The sequence below is a fragment of the Metabacillus sediminilitoris genome (genome assembly GCF_009720625.1).
In the GTDB taxonomy this organism is placed as follows: Bacteria; Bacillota; Bacilli; order Bacillales; family Bacillaceae; genus Metabacillus; species Metabacillus sediminilitoris.
In genome coordinates, this window is sequence record NZ_CP046266.1 from 2728559 (window position 1) to 2746436 (window position 17878).

The following is a 17878-nucleotide window of genomic DNA, read 5'->3' on the forward strand; positions in this document are numbered from 1 at the left end:
CCATCTCATATAGTGACGAAATTCACTTTATGAGATGGAGCCTTTAATTATTGATTTGCAGGTTCCTCTGGAACAGTCTCCTCAATTGTCGATTCTTCTTTGTTCATATCCCCATTTGCAGGATCTTCCGGAACTATTTCTTCACTAGATGGATTTTCTGTTTCATTCTCACTAGAAGCAGGTTCTTCTGTGTTCATTTCACTATCCTTGGAATCTTCGGGAGCCATTTCTTCATTAGCAGGTATTTCTGTACCGATTTCACCAGATGCTGGTTCTTCCTCTATATCTTGACCACCATTACATGCAGACACTAGCATTAATGCAAGGACAGGAGCTGACAACTTCCGATATTTTTTAAATAGCATGATTGTTCCTCCTTATGATTTTCAATATTTTCTGATCACAAGTAGTCAGTACAGGGATAAACACTCCTTTCTTTCAAAGCTAATGCCATTATATACAAGCTAAATTAAATAATTTGTCGATTTACTCGATCTTTACCTGTATTTAAATAACTCGTTATCTGCGTTTAATATACGAAATACAGATGTCATTTCCAATCATTTAGATAAGAATAAAGTCATTTGGATAAATAGTACATAAGTTTTAATACCTCCAAAATTTTTATTTCATTTTTCTTGTTTATAATTTAATTTAAATTCCACAATAGAAAGTCAGATTAAATCGGAGAAAATTTACGAACTTTTCAATTTTTATAAAGGGTTTAGAGGGTTTTAAAGAGAACTTATTTATTAATGAATATTAAGTCAGACGTTGTTGAAAAGTGTCATTATGAGGAAAGAAGGTAAGGAAAATGAGTGAAAAATTTTTTGCAAACTATAAAGATTTTATTTTGATTCCTATAGAAGAACAAACAGTGTTGCAAAAGGAATTTGAACCACAAAATTTTGCCATGCATTATATACTGACATTGTCACTTTATGATTCTCTTCTATCTAAATGGAGTGAAGCAAGTAAATTTGAGATAGAGGTAGAAAAAAGTATCGAAAAAGTGTTAAAGGATTTCAATAAAACCCAAAATGATGTTTATTACCTTCAACTACTTGAAATTAATAGTGAAAAAACCTATTTTGTTCTTTCTTTATCATGTAAATCAACCATAAAAAAAGAGGAAGAGGAGGACAGAATTTCTCATATTATCGAAAATATCCTTTCAAATCCATTTTATGTTGGTCAATCTTGGTTCAGGATAATTGGTAATAAAGGGAGAATTAAGCGTAAGCTTTTCTCATTTTCATATAAACAATATACATAAGCAAAACATAAAATTTATAACAATTGCATGCATGAAGGAGTGTTTGTTATGAGTTTCAATGAAAGAGAAGCGATCAAAATTCGAATTCAACAGATTTTTTTAGAAAGACAAAGTCTACAGGATGAATACAAAACTTTATTTTCTCGACTTAGAGAGATTGATGATCATGATTTAAGTAAAACTTACATTCAAAATGAAACGGAATTCAAAAAGACAGATTTAGTGGATAACGTAAAGAATAAGAAAGAAACGCATAAAAGTTCAAAACAGTGGGAGGAAATCAATTTAAGTAATGAAGAGGAAGAAATAGACATGGAAGAATATGATAAACGTTTAGATGAGCTCCAAGCCTTTTTAGAAGCTGAGAGTGAATAGAGCGAAAGATATGTGAGAAGTGAAGGATGAATTAGATGAGTAGTAAAACAAACGCAATGAGGATTCTTGACGGAAACAAAATAGAGTATGGAATTTTGAGCTATAATGCTAATGATGGAAGAATTGATGGAGTGGCAGTTGCCGAAAAAATAAACAGATCATGTGAATCTGTCTATAAAACATTGGTTCTGTATCGAGAAAAGGATATCTATGTTTTTGTGATTCCAGTAGATTCAGAGCTTGATTTAAAAAAAGCTGCAAAAGCAGCTGGACAAAAGAAATTAGACATGCTTCCAGTGAAGGAGCTCCAGAAATGGACCGGATATATACGCGGTGGCTGCTCTCCAGTAGGAATGAAAAGGAACTATCCTACGTTTATAGACAATTGTGCAAATAAATTAGAAAAAATTGTTGTAAGTGCTGGTAAGATCGGTTTTCAGATCGAACTAGATCCGTTGGTGTTAGCTTCGCTTGTTAAGGCACAATTTTATGATGTAAAAAAATGAAACCCTGAATGAACAGGGTTTCAATTATTTAATTTAAGTGTTTTCTCTTCTGTTTGAAATCCAATTGCGGTTGATAAATCAACAACATCAATAGTAGTAGAAACATATTCATATTTCGAAAATATCTCTTGATCTATTTGGTCTAATGAAAATTCTAAATGTCCGTTTGTTTTCCCTGAAGTAATCTCATAAACTTCAACTACTTCACTATTTAAAGTAGAATTGAAAGAATCATGAAAGGCAAGGTTTAAGCGATATGCTACATTTGATTTAGTTGATATTTGAAATAAAAGAGTTTCATCACTCCATTTTAATAGTTTCGGTGATTGAAGTAATCGATCCTCATTAATCTTTATTCCACTTTCTTCTTCTAGAAACATTTGGAGATCAGTATTTTCAAGGACATTTGGAAGCTCCTGATTTTCATGTTCTGTTCGTAAATAGAATACTTCATTACTTTCTATATTATTGACATCAAGTTTTTTTGTTGCTCCATATAATAAAACATAATCGTCTGCTATGACTTCCTGCGGGTAGAAGGCATGATTCTTTTCTTTATAATTCCAAAAAGCATCCCATCGAAGATTAGTTGTAGATATTCCACGTAATTGTTGCCATTCTGAAAAAGGAAAATGATGTGAAGGAAAATAATAATAGGCAAAATGATGACCATATTCATGTGATAGTGTTTCTCGATATTCACTTGTTTCTGTATACTTTCCACCTTGATAAAGCGTTATTGTATTTGTTAAGGCATGATAACTTCCCTTTGTTAAAGAAGAGGATAGTGCTCCATCAATCACTCTAACTTCCTGTAAATAGTTTAATTCTTTCCCATGTTTATTTTGCAATAATTCCTTATATAGTTCTACTAATTTCTGTTGATCCCATTCCTTAGAATAGCTGATAAATTGAATTCCTTCAGGAGATTCATATAATGCAAAAAATTGACGTGGTAAGCCATTTGGGTCAAAGCTGACAAGAATCGGAAAAGTAAGGATTAATATAATAAAATAATGTCGGACTTTCAGCATACATGTCACATCCTTGTCGATATTTTACCATGTTTGTATGCCTCTGTAACTGGTATCATCTGTTTAAAATACCAGATCTGATAGACTAAAAGTTTTCTTATTATTTAGTTAGAAAACAATCTCATAAAAAATGAACTATACAATAAAACCCATAAATTTCTATAAAAAAATTTTCAAAAAATTGTTTTCAAATAACATTTTTTCGTGTATTATATTAATAATCAGAAAATACAGAAAATTAAAAGGTGAGGTGCTTTTAAATGAAAAATGTTAACATTTCGTTGGAAAATCGTCTTGAAACTAATCCATTTGTTCACTATTTACAAGAAGGTGATCTTCTTTACAAATCAGAAAATGAACTCATTTTAAAGCATTTACACGAGCTGCCTCAAGATTTTATGGAAATGACATTATTTGATATTGATGGTTGTGGATGTGTATATGGATTTTCGCATATTACAAATTATCAACTCGGAGAAATTCAAATAAAAGCTGCGATATATATAAAAATCTAATCATATAAATGACAAGGCCAGACTGTAAAAAGTCTGGCCTTGTTTCATTTGTTCAGAGAAATGTGTAAATAGTATATTTTTTCTCTACATTTACGCTTAGACAGATGCTTTGACGGTCATGTATACTTTGTTGTAAAGACATTTAAGTAAAGGAGATCACTATGAAACATCTATCTAAAATCATCTATATAATTACCGTTGTATTTATTGTGATGATCATTGGAGGATGCAGTTCCTCAGAAAATGAAAAATTGAATAAACTGGATTCAAAGCCAAAACAAACAATTAAGGATAATCCAGTAGCTACTATTACAATGGAAAACAATGATGTCATAAAGATTGAGCTATACCCGAATATTGCACCAAATACAGTGAGTAATTTTATCACACTCGCAGAATCTGGATTTTATAATGGCGTCATTTTCCACAGAGTCATCCCTGGTTTTATGATTCAAGGTGGAGATCCTAATGGGGACGGAACTGGTGGTCCGGACTATCATATTAAAGGTGAATTCACATCAAATGGATTCGAAAATCAGTTGAAGCATGAGAGAGGAATTATCTCTATGGCTCGTACTCAAGCACCAGATACAGCTGGTTCTCAATTTTTCATTATGGTTGCAGATGCAGATAGTTTAGATGGTGAATATGCTGCATTTGGAAAGGTAACAGAAGGTATGGATGTTGTCGACAATATTGTTAATGCCCAAAGAGATCAGCAGGACAAGCCATTAAAGGAACAAAAAATGAAACAGATAACAATTGAGACTTTTGGGATAGATTATCCTCAACCTGAAAAAATCGAATAAAATGTGTATGAAATACTCCTACTACTTAATTGGAGTATTTTTATCATAAAAAGCAAGAATGTGCTAATGCACATTTCTTTACATGTTATGTTAAGAAAGCTATTGTTAAGATGTTTAGGTAAAACATTTATAGTAGGAAGGTGAAAATAAAAATGATAATTGAAATATGGTCAGATATTGTTTGTCCGTTTTGCTATATAGGAAAACGTCGCTTAGAAATGGCACTTTCTCAATTTTCTCATCGTGACGAGGTTAAAATTGAGTACCGCAGTTTTGAGCTGCAACCTGACGCACAGATAGATTATGATGTGAAATTTCCTGAATTTCTCGCTGAAAAAAAAGGAATACCATTAGAACAAGTTATTTCAATGAATCAACAATTAACAAATCAAGCGAAAGAAGTTGGCCTAACATACCATTTAGATAAGGTTGTACCAACAAATACGTTTAATGCACATCGATTGATTCAACTTGCTAAACATAATGGAAAAGAAAATGAAATGGTTGAACGATTATTTCGCGCATATTTTACAGAGATTAAGCATGTAGGGGATGTCGACATTTTAAGTGTATTAGCAGTTGAAGTAGGATTGGATTTGCAAGAAGTACAATCGATGTTCAATAGTAACAAATATCAAGCTGAAGTTCGGGCTCAAGAACAAGATGCACAGCAGATAGGTGTTACTGGAGTACCATTTTATGTTATTAACCGTAAGTACGCTGTATCAGGTGCACAGCATCCTCAAACATTCCTAGACGCAATCGAAAAAGTATGGCAGGAAGAAAATCAAAAATAAGAGGGGGGATTTTTGTTACCCCTCCAATGTTTTATCGATGATACCTCCCCCAAAGCAATTTATTCAGTTTTGGAATGAACCATCATTCAAATCCTGTAAACCCTTCAATTATCTAAATTTCAAAGGAATAACTGTTCAAAAAATGTTAACAATTTATCAAAATTGAGAGAGAGCAAGGCTTTGATTGATATTGTTATATTTTACAAGTTTGACAATCTATTATTCAATAGGCTAATATTATGGTCTGTTAGCTATTACAAATAGCAACTTCCAAGTTCGATTCATATGAAAAAATGAGATTCAAAAATTTGAGGTGAATGATCATAATGAAATTAAAATTAAATTCTTTTTCATGGCTAAATAACCAATTAAATTTCTTTCTAATAGCAGCACTCTTTTTATGGATAAAAACCTATATCGCATATAATGTCGAGTTTAGTTTAGGTATTGATAATGCTATGCAGGAGTTTCTATTATTTTTAAACCCAGCAAGCTCAGTTATCTTTTTCTTAGGCTTTGCTTTATTCTTTAAAGGAAAAAAAGCATTTAGATGGATTATGATATTAGGATTTATACAAACGCTCTATTTATATGCAAATATTGTTTATTATCGTTTTTTTACAGATTTTATTACTCTTCCCACATTGACACAAACAGGGAATGCAAGTGATTTAGGACAAAGTATAGAAGCATTAATTAAACCATATGATATCTTGTATTTCTTAGATACAATTCTATTGTTAGTATTAGTTTTAACTAAAGTAATTAAACCAGCTGCTGTAAAACTAAAAGCTCGTACGATTGTTATTGTATTCTCTTCTGCAGTTGCCTTATTTGTAGTTAACTTAGGACTTGCAGAAACTGATCGTCCACAGCTTTTAACAAGAACATTTGACAGAAACTATATCGTAAAATATTTAGGAATGTATAATTTTGCACTATATGATGCTATTCAAAGTACAGGTGCATCGGCTCAACGTGCAATGGCTGACACTGATGATATTACAGAGGTTACCAATTATACAAATGCCATTTATGCAGAACCAGATTCAAAATACTTCGGAATGGCAAAAGGTAAAAACGTTATTTATATTCATTTAGAATCAGTACAAAACTTTATTATTAATTATAAATTGAATGGGGAAGAAGTAACGCCATTCCTTAACTCATTAACGAAAGATTCAAGCACGTTTTACTTTGATAACTTTTTCCATCAAACTGGACAAGGTAAAACAGCTGATGCTGAGTTTATGTTAGAAAACTCGTTATTCGGATTGCCACAAGGAGCGGCATTCTCTACTAAAGGACGTAACACTTACCAAGCAGCACCAGCTATTTTAGGGCAAAACGGTTATACTTCTGCAGTGTTTCATGGAAATACAAAATCATTTTGGAATCGAAATGAAATCTATAAATCATTTGGATATGATCGATTTTTTGATTTAAGCTATTACAATGCAAAAGATGAGGATATGTTAAATTATGGCTTAAAAGATAAACCATTTTTCCAACAGTCTATGCCAATGCTAAAATCCTTAAGTCAACCATTTTATACCAAGTTTATTACGGTAACGAATCATTTCCCATTTCCATTGGATCCGGAGGAAGCAACGATAGAGAAGCACACAACAGGTGATAGTTCTGTTGATGGTTACTTTCAAACTGCGCGATATTTAGATGAATCGATAGAAGAATTCTTTACGTATCTAAAAGAAGCAGGCTTGTATGAAAATTCTATGATTGTTATGTATGGAGACCATTATGGTATCTCGGAAAATCATAATAAAGCAATGTCCACAGTATTGGGTAAAGAAGTAGGAGACTTCGAAAATGCTCAATTACAAAGAGTTCCGTTATTTATTCATATCCCTGGTGAAGAAGGGGGCACTATGCATCAGTATGGTGGACAGACAGACCTCTTACCAACATTGTTACATTTACTCGGTATTGACACGAAAGGCTATGTACAATTAGGTACAGACTTATTCTCCCAAGACCATCAAGATGTAGTACCATTTAGAAACGGTGACTTTGTAAGTGAAGAAGTAACATCTTTAAATGGAAAATATTTTGATACAAATACAGGGGAACCTTTAGAGGAAAATGAATTAATAAAACAATATGAACAAATGACGCAATTGAAGCTTCATATGTCAGATAAAATTGTAAATCAAGATTTATTGCGATTCTATACACCTGAAGGGTTTAAGCCTATTAATCCTGCTGAATACGATTATACGAATGTGAATCAACCAGAAACTGTAAAAACAGAAGAATAAATTATTCATCAAAAAAGCTGTTAGGAGATATTATACCCTAGCAGCTTTTTTGAATGTTATTTTCTAACTCACATTTTTATCGATTTTAGATGATTGCTTATTTGATGCATTATTTAAATAGCTATGTCTTTCAGGTACAATTGCTAAAGCAATGGTTGCGAGTAAACCTGGTATTGCAAAAGCAATAAAATTTAGATGTATAAGCAGGGATATTGATAATAAGAATCCACCTAATAGTGGGCCAAGCATGCCGCCTATTCTTCCAATGCCAGATGCCATTCCTAATGCAGTAGATCTAATATATGGTGGATAATACTGAGATACATAGGCTTGTACGATATTTTGCGCCCCAATTGTTGCTGCACCTGCAACTGCAACAAGCAAATAAATGATAAACGTATTTCCGCCAAATCCAAGCAAAGTCAATGCTATAGCACCAGACGCATACATTGGTACTAGCATTTTTTTAGAGCCGTATTTATCACAAAGTCGGCCTAAAATTAGAGTACCTACAATTGCACCGCCTTGAAGAGCAATTAGGAATCCTAAGCTTGAATTTAATGCATATCCAGCTTCAATCATCAATTTTGGGAGCCATGTATTCAAACCATAAACCATTAGCAAGCAACTGAAAAAGGCAATCCAAAACATAAAAGTACTTAATACACGATTCTCCTTAAACAGGCCGATAATTGGAACCTTTGTATCAGGTTCATGGAGTTTAATAATCTCTTGATTTTGATTAAAATTTGATTCTGGACTTACCTTAGAAAGGATAGCGAATAGTTTTTCATTTTTGTTTGTTCTAATAAGGTAACTTGGAGTTTCTGGTAATTGCTTATACATGAATGGTATTAGCAATAGCGGGAGCCCTGCAATCCAAAAGATCGATTCCCATCCAAATGAAGGCATCATAAAAATACCTAAGAGTGGTGCGAGAATACCACCGACTGAATATCCACATAAAACGATTGATACGACCATACTTTTCATTGATTTAGGTGAATAGTCTGTTAATAAAGCGATGACATTAGGCATAATACCCCCAAGACCTAGTCCTGCTAAAAAACGGAAAGTAGAGAATGCAGTTGGGGTTTCAGCAAAACCGCATAACATTGTAAATAGGCTAAACAATACTAAAGTAATGGTAATAACGTTTTTCCTTCCAATTCTGTCCGCTAGTGTTCCAAAAAAGATTGCGCCAAACATCATACCGAATAGTCCATAGCTTCCCATTGCTCCTGCTTCAACGGCAGTTAAATTCCATTTTTCAATTAAGACTGGTACAACTGTCCCGTAGACTACAAGATCATAACCATCAAATGATATGATTAAAAAACTCCAAAATAGTAAATTTAAATGAAAGCGGTTAAATTTACTGTTGTTAATAATCTCAATCGTATTAACTCTTGTCATGAATTTTCTCCCCTCATATACAAAAATAAACCTTTGTTGTAATCGTTTGCAAAAAATATTTATCAAAATAGAGAACAAGGTTCTTTATTATTATATTTTGTTAGTTTATTAATTTCAATAATAAATATTATTATGATTAAAAAATAAATTCTGAAGAATAACGATTTTAAAAAAAGCATTATTGTATAGAACATATTGTCTAGGGAAGATATAGGTATAGAGAATCACTATTATTGAAATAAATATCTTTTTTAACATTTTTAACCATCTAAAATTAGTAAAATATTCATTTTTTTAAAACAATCTATGCGATATTACTTAGATTTTATATAATTAATGGATGAAGAAAGAATGTATATAGGAAGTGAGGGGCATATGGAGGACATACCAAATATGAACGGATTTATAGAAACTGTTCAATTAAAAGGTTTAACCATTTCACTTATTGCTTCAGGTGATCATACTGAAATTATTCATCATAAACTACAGCCGAATACTAGATGGGCACTTGAACCAGAGGAAGGCTGGGAGGCTTTAGAATATTTATTTGTCATATCAGGTATGTTAAAGCTAAAAACAAATGATGGATTTGTGGTATTTAAAGCTGGAGATTCATTTCATAGAAGTCCTGTAAAAGAGCATTATGTGTTTCAATCAATTGAGGAAACAGAATTTTTATATGTTTCTTCACAACCAGTTTTTCATCGTTATAGTCAAATAACTAGAAACTTGATGAATCTAGTCATATCGATCGAAGAAAAGGATGGCTATACTGGAGACCATTGTGCTAGAATTAGTAGACTATCGATGTTGGTTGGAGAAGCATTAGGGTTAGGATCAAAACAGCTTCTTCGATTAAATATGGCTTCTTTTTTTCATGATCTTGGAAAAGTGAAAATTCCACAAGAGATTTTGCAAAAGCCTGGAAAACTTACTAATCAAGAATGGGAGATAATGAAACGGCATTCTATCTATGGACGAGAAATCTTGGAAGAGACGAAGCTTCCATTTTTAATGAGTGCTGGCATAGTTGTCGAGCAGCATCATGAACGATACGATGGTAAGGGTTACCCATATGGGCTTGCAAATGATGAGATTGAAGTTGAAGCCTCTATCATTTCTGTCGTAGATTCATATGATGCGATAACTACTGATCGACCCTATCATAAGGGAAAAACAAAAGAAGAAGCTATTGTAGAGATTGAAAGATGCCGTGGCACAATGTATGATCCAATCATTGTCGATACATTTTTATCACTACGAGATAGAATTTAGAGGAGAGAAATGAATGAAGAAAATTGGACTTTTTCTTGCTGCTTTATTATTTGTAGTCATTGTGACAGTTTCTCCTGCAAAAGCAGCCTATTTACCAGAGTATGACAAATATATTGAGGTATCTTACGAGGATGCAAGATATATAGCCGATGCCCTTGGTTTAATAAACATTCCTCTTGGAGAACAAACTGCTCAAAAAAGTTTTGAAGTTCAAGAAAATGCAATCAAATTAATTGAAAATCGCTTAGGAACTGAAATTGATCATTATTATATTTGGTTAACTGTAAATGGTGAACCTGTATTAGGAATTGATCCACCGCTACCGATGCTCTAATCTCGATATACTTATACTTACTTAAAAGACTATATTCACTTTTTCATTCGTAAATGTTATTTACATGAAAGTTGTGAATATAGTTTTTTTATTGAAGGTTTAAGAAATACTACGACTTAGTTGATGAATATTGACTTTAATCACTTCAATCATATATACTTTATCTTGAATTCAAGATTGTTTTATTTGAGATAACTTATAAAGACTTTAAATTATTTTGGAAAGGGTTGCTAATATGAATCTGAAACCACTTAAAGGTATACATCATGTATCAGCTATTACTGCAAATGCTAAGAAAAATTTTCATTTCTATACAAAAGTTCTAGGACTTAGATTAATTAAAAAAACGGTCAATCAGGATGATACATCTGTTTATCATTTATTTTATGCTGACGAAAGAGGAAACCCAGGTACAGACTTAACATTCTTTGAAATACCTTATGCAGGTAGAACATATCAGGGAACAAATAGTATTTCTGCCACATCGCTACGTGTGAAGGATAATCAAGCATTACATTATTGGAAACAGCGTTTTGAGCAACTGAAAGTCGATCATGAGGCAATTACGAATGAAAGTGGACGAATGACAATCTCATTTCGTGACCCAGAAGGACAGCGTTTAATACTTGTCTCAGATGAAGAAAATCATGGAGTGTCAGGGGGGAAACCTTGGGAAAATAGTCCTGTTCCACAACAACATGGTGTAATAGGTTTAGGACCAGTTCATTTAACTGTTTCACGACCTGAAAGAACAATAAAGGTACTTACTGATATTATGGGATTTCATGAAAAAGCAGGGTATCAAAGAGATATAGATCAAAAACAAGTTCGTGTCTTTGAAACTGGGGAAGGTGGGACTGGAGCAGAAATTCATATCGTTGAAGATGATCAAATGAGTCGCGAAAGACCAGGTCGAGGAAGTGTTCACCATGTTGCTTTCCGAGTAGAAGATGCGGATGAATTGAATAAATGGATCGAAATATTAAATGAGAACCATTTACCAAATTCAGGATTTGTAGAACGTTATTATTTTAAATCTTTATATTTTAGAGAATCTAATGGTATTCTGTTTGAACTTGCAACTGATGGTCCGGGCTTTGAAGGTGATGAAGATTTCGAGCATTTAGGACAAAAACTAGCTTTACCGCCTTATTTTGAAGGGCAGAGAACAGAAATTGAAGCACGTTTAGAACCTTTAGATACAAAAGGATAAATTATGAAGGGTATGGCGCATGGAATTTTCCATGTGTATTTTTTTGTACAAAATTTAAACGCTTAAAGAATCATGAACTAATAGCCTATAAATCAATTAATATAGCGTCTGCTTATTATGTATATTTTCCTGTTTTAAGATTGTAAAGTAATAATTTACATTTAATTCAAAAAATATTAATAGAACGATGATACTGTTAAGGCGAATAATCAATAATTAGGTAGAGGAGGATATAAATTGAAAAAGTCTAGTAGATTGTTAAGGTATGTATTATTAATCTTTGTTTTAATGTTTTCATTTTTTTCGTTTGAATCAACAAAGGCAGCAACAACATCATTAACTGTATCACAAGCTATTCAGCAACAGAATAATGCTATTCAAGCTGTTGAAGGTTACGTAGTTGGAAAGCCGACCTCGGCAACGTCAGTCATAACAAGTAATTATCCGGATGATTATTCTCTGGCTATTGCAGATTCAAGTAGTGAAACAAATACTTCAAATATGCTTTATGTCCAGATTCCATCCCAATTCCGCTCACAATTTGGTCTGAAAAGTAATCCTGAATTAAAGGGTGAAAAAATTAAAGTCACCGGAAATTTAACAGCATATTATTCACATCCTGGTTTAAAAAATACATCTGAGATGATTCACCTCACAGCAGACGGCGGAACAGGAGAAGGTGGTTATGCAGGAACATACTATGATCAAGCAATAGGTAAGTCAGGTTCGACATTAAAAACAGCATTGCATAATATTATTGATGATCATACTGAAATTTCTTATAGTAACGTTTGGGAAGCTTTGAGAAATACAGATGAAGATCCTAATAATGCGAATAACGTTATTTTACTATATACTGGCCGTTCACAAAGTAAATATTCAAACGGTTCTGGGGTAGATAATTGGAACAGAGAACATGTTTGGGCGAAATCACATGGAGATTTCGGAACTACAATGGGAGCTGGTACTGATTTACATCATCTCAGACCGACTGATGTTTCAGTAAATAGCTCACGTGGAAATAAGGACTTTGATAATGGCGGATCATTACAAGGTGAAGCACCTGATACATATACCGATAGTGATTCATGGGAACCTCGCGATGAAGTGAAAGGTGATGTTGCAAGAATGATCTTTTATATGGACGTTCGTTATGAGGGAGATAGTGGCGAACTAGATTTAGAGGTAAATAATGTCGTGAACAATGGGACTTCGCCATATCATGGCAAGCTTTCAACCCTATTACAATGGCATAATCAAGATCCTGTCGATAACTTTGAGAGAAACCGAAATGAAGTCATTTACAATGAGTATCAACATAATCGAAACCCATTTATCGATCACCCTGAATGGGTAGAGGCAATTTGGAACTAGAAGGGAAGAAAGAGAGTAAAGATGCAAGATTTGTCTTTACTCTTTTTATTTCAAATATAAAGTTTACATAATGTTATTATTACAAACTGTTGACTGGTTGTAAACATTGTTCAGAGTCATTTTGGGGTGAGTTTACAACATTTGAAACTGGATAGGCATCCATTAATTGAGCATTATATGGTACAAGGAGTGTTTTTAATTTTTCATTATTTTGGTTATCTCGATCTAACCAAGTATCATATGCTGAAGGTGGGAGAATAACAGGCATTCTATCATGGACATCCTTCGTTAAATCATTAGGTGAAGTAGTAATGATTGTGCACGTATATAATGGCTTATCCCCGTTATTCCACTGTTCCCAAAGACCAGCAAAAGCAAATGGCCGTTTATCTTTCATGATAAAACGATAAGGTTGCTTTATCTTATCTTGTTTTTTCCATTCATAAAAACCATCGCTCAAAATTAAACATCTTTTTTTCATAAAGGGCTTTTTAAAACTCACCTTTTCATCAATTGATTCGGCTCTCGCATTTATCATCTTACTGCCAATTTTCGTATCCTTGGACCATGGTGGTATAAGACCCCATCTCATCGTTATACCAACTCGATCCCGTCCATTTGATCCAACAACTAATATGTCTTGAGAAGGGGCAATATTATATCTAAACGTTAATTCTTCATTAAGTAAAAAATCAAATTGCTCTTGTAATATAGATTGATCTGTCGCTAGTGAAAAGCGTCCACACATGTTTTCCACCTCCAAAATCATTTTAAATTAGTCCTATATTATTAATAATACATAAAACGAAATTAGAAACATAATTTTATTCTTGGTTTAACCGAGTGGATGATCTCTACATATAGTAAAGCAAACACATTTGGAGGTGATATCATGGGCGGCGGAGCAGGTTATGGTTATGGAGCAGGATTTGCTTTAATCGTTGTTTTATTTATCCTTTTAATTATTATCGGTGCATCTTACATTGGATACTAATTAAATAATAGTCATTTATGAATAGCCCTATAATCTAAAAAGTTATAGGGCTTTTTATATTTTTACTTAAAGGAAAGATATAGTTATTATCAACATCTAACACAATAAAAAGCGATTTTCCAATTCATAAAAAGTAAGGATAAAAGTTAAATTGTTTTTATTTCATAAAAGGTAAATTTATTATTCAATTTCTAAAGCATATTTCTTTTCATTTTTAGAAAAATATAGCAAAATATGCATGTAGATATGAAAGGAGTGTTTTTAATGAAAAACTTGCAGAGCACGACAACTTTACATAATGGAATTAAAATGCCTTGGTTTGGGTTAGGCGTATTTAAGGTTGAAGAAGGTTCTGAAGTAGTAAATTCTGTAAAAGCTGCAATTGATGCTGGTTATAGAAGTATTGACACTGCTGCCATCTATGGAAATGAAGAGGGCGTTGGGAAGGCTATTGCCGAAAGTAATGTACCTCGTGAGGAATTATTTATTACGACAAAGGTTTGGAATTCAGCACAAGGCTATGAATCAACTTTATTAGCTTTTGAAGAAAGTATGAAGAAACTTGGCTTAGAATACTTAGATTTATACCTTATTCATTGGCCTGTGCCAAAACTAAATAAATATAAAGAAACATGGAGAGCTTTAGAAAAGCTTTACAAAGATGGACGTATTAGAGCAATAGGTGTTAGTAACTTCAAAGAATATCATTTAAAAGATTTACTGGAAACTTGTGAGATAAAACCGATGGTTAACCAAGTAGAATATCATCCTCGTTTAACCCAAACTAGTCTCCATGAGTTCTGTAAGCAAAACGAAATTCAACTTGAAGCATGGTCACCTTTAATGCAAGGGGGATTATTTGAAGAGCCAACGTTAAATGAAATTGCAAATAAATACAATAAGTCTGTAGCACAAATCATTTTACGTTGGGATCTGCAAAATGAAGTTGTCACAATTCCTAAGTCAATCAAACCACATCGTATACAAGAGAATGCTGACATCTTTGATTTTGAAATAAGTGAAGAGGATATGAATAAAATTAGTTCACTTAACCAAGATCAACGTGTTGGATCAGATCCAGACGAAATGGATAAATTTTAATAAGAACTTAAAAAGGGACTGAATCTCTCTAAAGATTCAGTCCCTTTTTATATGGCATGCATAAGAAAACTCTGAATCCATTGTTTCTTCGAGCATATATCTTCCTCTAATTGAAGAAATTATAGGAGGAGTAAATGTGGAAAGGAGCCAATGATCACTATGGCAAAACCATTTAAAGGAATTGTTATTTTATTCCTTATATTTTTCCTATCAGAAAACGAATATTCCTTAGCACAAGTTAATGAATACCATCCTCAATTAACAAATCAATTAAACCATCTTCTTGAAAATCATCCTAATTTAAAAGGTGCAATAGCTGGTGTCAGTATTCGTACTGCTTCAACAGGTGACCTTATTTATTCATATAACGGTGAGACTCGATTAACACCAGCTTCAAATCTTAAATTATTCACTGCTGCAGCCGCTCTAACAACATTAGGAAAAGACTACACATTTCAAACTGAATTACATACAGATGGTGAAATCAAATGGCATGTACTTATGGGCAATCTGTATATCAAAGGAAAAGGCGACCCAACTATTACACCAAATACGTTTGATCAATTTGCAAAGGAATTAAAGAAAAAGGGGATTAAATGGATTAGTGGTGATTTAATAGGTGATGATTCCTGGTATGATGATGTTCGTTATTCAATTGACATTCCATGGAGTGATGAAACAGCCTATTATGGTGCACAAATTTCTGCTTTAACAGTATCACCAGATTTAGATTATGATTCGGGAACAATTATTTGTGAGGTTTCTCCTGGAGAAAAAGCAAATCAAAAAGCAACTGTCAGCTTTAGTCCAGAAACAGATTACGTTCAAGTTATTAACAAAACAAAAACGGTAGAAAAAGATGGAAGGAATGACATAACTATTTCTAGAAATCATGGGACTAACATCATACAAATTGAAGGCACCATTCCTCTTAATGACCCATTACATAAAGAATCTATAGCTGTATGGGAACCGACAAAATATTCATTGAATCTGTTTAAACAAGCATTACATAAACAAGGAATTAAATTATTAGGAGATGTAAAAGTTGGTGATATCCCAAGTAATAGCCAAGTAGTTATCTCCCATAGCTCAATGCCATTGTCAGAATTGCTGCTTCCTTTTATGAAATTAAGTAACAACATTCATGCTGAAGTACTAATAAAAGAAATGGGAAAATTATTTAAGGGGAAAGGTAGTTTTAAAGAAGGTTTAGAAGTAGAAGAACATGCATTAACGTCATTAGGTGTAAAAACAGAAACAATGATTATGCGAGATGGTTCAGGCATTTCACATATGAATTTAGTTCCGCCAAATGAAATAACGAGAATGCTTTATCATTTACAGGATATGGATTGGTTCCCATGCTTTATGAATTCTCTTCCAGTTGCTGGTATAAAAGATAAAATGATTGGTGGCACATTACGTAACAGAATGAAAGGAAGTCCATTGAAAGAAAACGTAATAGCTAAAACTGGTACTTTGACAAATGTTAGCTCACTTTCAGGTTATGTAAAAACAAAAAATGGTGAAACATTCATTTTTTCAATTTTATTAAATCATTTAAAAGGATCGGATCAGGGTAAACAAATTGAAGAGCAAATTGTAAATACAATAGCTAACACAATAAATTAATTCTTGAAGCAGACATTTTGATCCACTTGGCAGTTTTTGCAATAATGATCATGAATGATCAAACTGCAAGGAGGGAGTAAGAACTATGAAAGTATTAGTAGTTGGTGCAAACGGCCAAATAGGAAATCAGTTAGCTAAATTGATACAAGAAAGTGATGCACACACTGTCCGAGCAATGGTTAGAAAGCAAGAACAGGTTGAAGAGTTTAATAAACAAGGCATAGAAGCAGTATTAGCAGATTTAGAAGGCCATATTGATTATATTGTAAATGCAGCAAATGGATGTGATGCGATTGTCTTTACAGCAGGATCTGGAGGACATACAGGTGCAGATAAAACACTTTTGATTGATCTTGATGGAGCGGTAAAAACAATAGAAGCAGCTGAGAAATTGAATATAAAACGATTCGTAATGGTTAGTGCTATTCAAGCTCATAAAAGAGAAAATTGGAACGAAGCATTAAAACCTTACTATGTTGCAAAGCATTATGCCGATAAAATTCTAATGGAATCTCATTTAACATATACGATTATTCGGCCTGGCGGATTATTAAATAAACCAAGCACAGGTAAAATTTCGGTTGGTGAAAATTTATTAAGGAAATCAATTCCAAGAACAGATGTAGCGAAAACAATTTTAGCATGCTTGGACGAGGAACAAACATTCAATCGTTCATTTGATTTAGTAAGTGGAGAAGATCCCATTAGTCATGCATTGAAAAGCTTATAAGATTTTCTTTTAATATGAGATAATATGCAATGAAAAGACCACAATTCAGAATGTAAGAAACTGATGTGGTCTTTTTTTAAAAAATAGGTACGAATGACTCTAATCTTGTAAACAAGTTCGAGGAATGTATAAAATGCCTTTTTGAATCTTTCTAAACAACGCTTACATCACTTATCTTAATGATACATGTTAATTAAAAGCATGAATGGGTAATA

Annotated in this window: 19 protein-coding genes; 15 read left to right on the forward strand and 4 right to left on the reverse strand. The window is 32.9% G+C overall.

Going from position 1 to position 17878, the window contains the following annotated elements; all coding sequences use genetic code 11:
- Positions 1 to 47: 47 nt before the first annotated feature.
- Positions 48 to 365: a hypothetical protein gene (locus tag GMB29_RS12900; protein WP_136354145.1), complete on the reverse strand. Its 318-nt coding sequence runs from the start codon at positions 363 to 365 to the stop codon at positions 48 to 50.
- A gap of 449 nt (positions 366 to 814) precedes the next feature.
- Between GMB29_RS12900 and GMB29_RS12905 the strand changes: the two genes are divergently transcribed.
- From GMB29_RS12905 to ybaK, 3 genes are read left to right on the forward strand one after another with little or no spacing between them, the layout of a single operon-like run.
- The gene (locus tag GMB29_RS12905) at positions 815 to 1276 is read left to right on the forward strand and encodes a hypothetical protein (protein ID WP_136354147.1); all 462 of its coding nucleotides are present in this window, start codon (positions 815 to 817) and stop codon (positions 1274 to 1276) included.
- Between the two features lie 48 nt (positions 1277 to 1324).
- Positions 1325 to 1651 carry a hypothetical protein gene (locus GMB29_RS12910; protein WP_136354149.1) on the forward strand — a complete coding sequence of 109 codons (327 nt, stop codon included), beginning with the start codon at positions 1325 to 1327 and terminating at the stop codon, positions 1649 to 1651.
- A gap of 35 nt (positions 1652 to 1686) precedes the next feature.
- Positions 1687 to 2157 carry a Cys-tRNA(Pro) deacylase gene (gene ybaK, locus GMB29_RS12915; protein WP_136354151.1) on the forward strand — a complete coding sequence of 157 codons (471 nt, stop codon included), beginning with the start codon at positions 1687 to 1689 and terminating at the stop codon, positions 2155 to 2157.
- A 20-nt stretch (positions 2158 to 2177) separates the two neighbouring features.
- Here the strand turns inward: ybaK and GMB29_RS12920 are convergent, their stop codons facing one another.
- Positions 2178 to 3191 (reverse strand): hypothetical protein, encoded by a 1014-nt coding sequence (locus tag GMB29_RS12920; RefSeq protein ID WP_136354153.1) that lies wholly within the window; start codon positions 3189 to 3191, stop codon positions 2178 to 2180.
- A gap of 260 nt (positions 3192 to 3451) precedes the next feature.
- Between GMB29_RS12920 and GMB29_RS12925 the strand changes: the two genes are divergently transcribed.
- The 4 genes from GMB29_RS12925 to GMB29_RS12940 all read left to right on the forward strand — a co-directional run bounded on the left by GMB29_RS12925 (position 3452) and on the right by GMB29_RS12940 (position 7591).
- Positions 3452 to 3706, forward strand: coding sequence for a hypothetical protein (locus tag GMB29_RS12925; RefSeq protein ID WP_136354155.1), 255 nt, complete (start codon positions 3452 to 3454; stop codon positions 3704 to 3706).
- Between the two features lie 161 nt (positions 3707 to 3867).
- A complete protein-coding gene (locus GMB29_RS12930; RefSeq protein ID WP_136354157.1) occupies positions 3868 to 4515 on the forward strand; it encodes a peptidylprolyl isomerase in 648 nt (215 codons plus the stop codon).
- Between the two features lie 152 nt (positions 4516 to 4667).
- Complete coding sequence (locus GMB29_RS12935) at positions 4668 to 5312, forward strand: DsbA family oxidoreductase (protein WP_136354159.1); 645 nt, start codon at positions 4668 to 4670, stop codon at positions 5310 to 5312.
- A 317-nt stretch (positions 5313 to 5629) separates the two neighbouring features.
- Complete coding sequence (locus GMB29_RS12940) at positions 5630 to 7591, forward strand: lipoteichoic acid synthase (RefSeq protein WP_136354161.1); 1962 nt, start codon at positions 5630 to 5632, stop codon at positions 7589 to 7591.
- A gap of 63 nt (positions 7592 to 7654) precedes the next feature.
- Here the strand turns inward: GMB29_RS12940 and GMB29_RS12945 are convergent, their stop codons facing one another.
- Positions 7655 to 9007, reverse strand: coding sequence for an MFS transporter (locus GMB29_RS12945; RefSeq protein WP_136354163.1), 1353 nt, complete (start codon positions 9005 to 9007; stop codon positions 7655 to 7657).
- A gap of 393 nt (positions 9008 to 9400) precedes the next feature.
- Here GMB29_RS12945 and GMB29_RS12950 point away from each other — a divergent pair, with 393 nt between their 5' ends.
- From GMB29_RS12950 to GMB29_RS12965, 4 genes are all read left to right on the forward strand, one after another.
- Entirely contained in the window at positions 9401 to 10282 is an 882-nt protein-coding gene (locus GMB29_RS12950) for an HD-GYP domain-containing protein (protein ID WP_227551685.1), read from the forward strand.
- A 13-nt stretch (positions 10283 to 10295) separates the two neighbouring features.
- Positions 10296 to 10616 (forward strand): 8-amino-7-oxononanoate synthase, encoded by a 321-nt coding sequence (locus GMB29_RS12955; protein WP_136354167.1) that lies wholly within the window; start codon positions 10296 to 10298, stop codon positions 10614 to 10616.
- Between the two features lie 235 nt (positions 10617 to 10851).
- The gene (locus tag GMB29_RS12960) at positions 10852 to 11829 is read left to right on the forward strand and encodes a ring-cleaving dioxygenase (protein ID WP_136354169.1); all 978 of its coding nucleotides are present in this window, start codon (positions 10852 to 10854) and stop codon (positions 11827 to 11829) included.
- Between the two features lie 288 nt (positions 11830 to 12117).
- Entirely contained in the window at positions 12118 to 13203 is a 1086-nt protein-coding gene (locus GMB29_RS12965; protein WP_136354348.1) for an endonuclease, read from the forward strand.
- Positions 13204 to 13282: 79 nt separating this feature from the next.
- Here GMB29_RS12965 and GMB29_RS12970 read toward each other — a convergent pair whose 3' ends face one another.
- Complete coding sequence (locus tag GMB29_RS12970) at positions 13283 to 13951, reverse strand: SOS response-associated peptidase (protein ID WP_136354171.1); 669 nt, start codon at positions 13949 to 13951, stop codon at positions 13283 to 13285.
- Between the two features lie 144 nt (positions 13952 to 14095).
- Here GMB29_RS12970 and GMB29_RS12975 point away from each other — a divergent pair, with 144 nt between their 5' ends.
- The 4 genes from GMB29_RS12975 (at position 14096) to GMB29_RS12990 (ending at position 17663) form a co-directional block, all read left to right on the forward strand.
- Positions 14096 to 14197, forward strand: coding sequence for a YjcZ family sporulation protein (locus GMB29_RS12975; RefSeq protein WP_136354173.1), 102 nt, complete (start codon positions 14096 to 14098; stop codon positions 14195 to 14197).
- Positions 14198 to 14461: 264 nt separating this feature from the next.
- Positions 14462 to 15298, forward strand: a complete 837-nt coding sequence (locus GMB29_RS12980; protein ID WP_136354175.1) for an aldo/keto reductase — start codon at positions 14462 to 14464, stop codon at positions 15296 to 15298.
- Positions 15299 to 15457: 159 nt separating this feature from the next.
- Positions 15458 to 16933 carry a D-alanyl-D-alanine carboxypeptidase/D-alanyl-D-alanine endopeptidase gene (gene dacB / locus GMB29_RS12985; RefSeq protein ID WP_136354177.1) on the forward strand — a complete coding sequence of 492 codons (1476 nt, stop codon included), beginning with the start codon at positions 15458 to 15460 and terminating at the stop codon, positions 16931 to 16933.
- A gap of 85 nt (positions 16934 to 17018) precedes the next feature.
- The gene (locus GMB29_RS12990) at positions 17019 to 17663 is read left to right on the forward strand and encodes an SDR family oxidoreductase (RefSeq protein ID WP_136354179.1); all 645 of its coding nucleotides are present in this window, start codon (positions 17019 to 17021) and stop codon (positions 17661 to 17663) included.
- Positions 17664 to 17878: the final 215 nt, after the last annotated feature.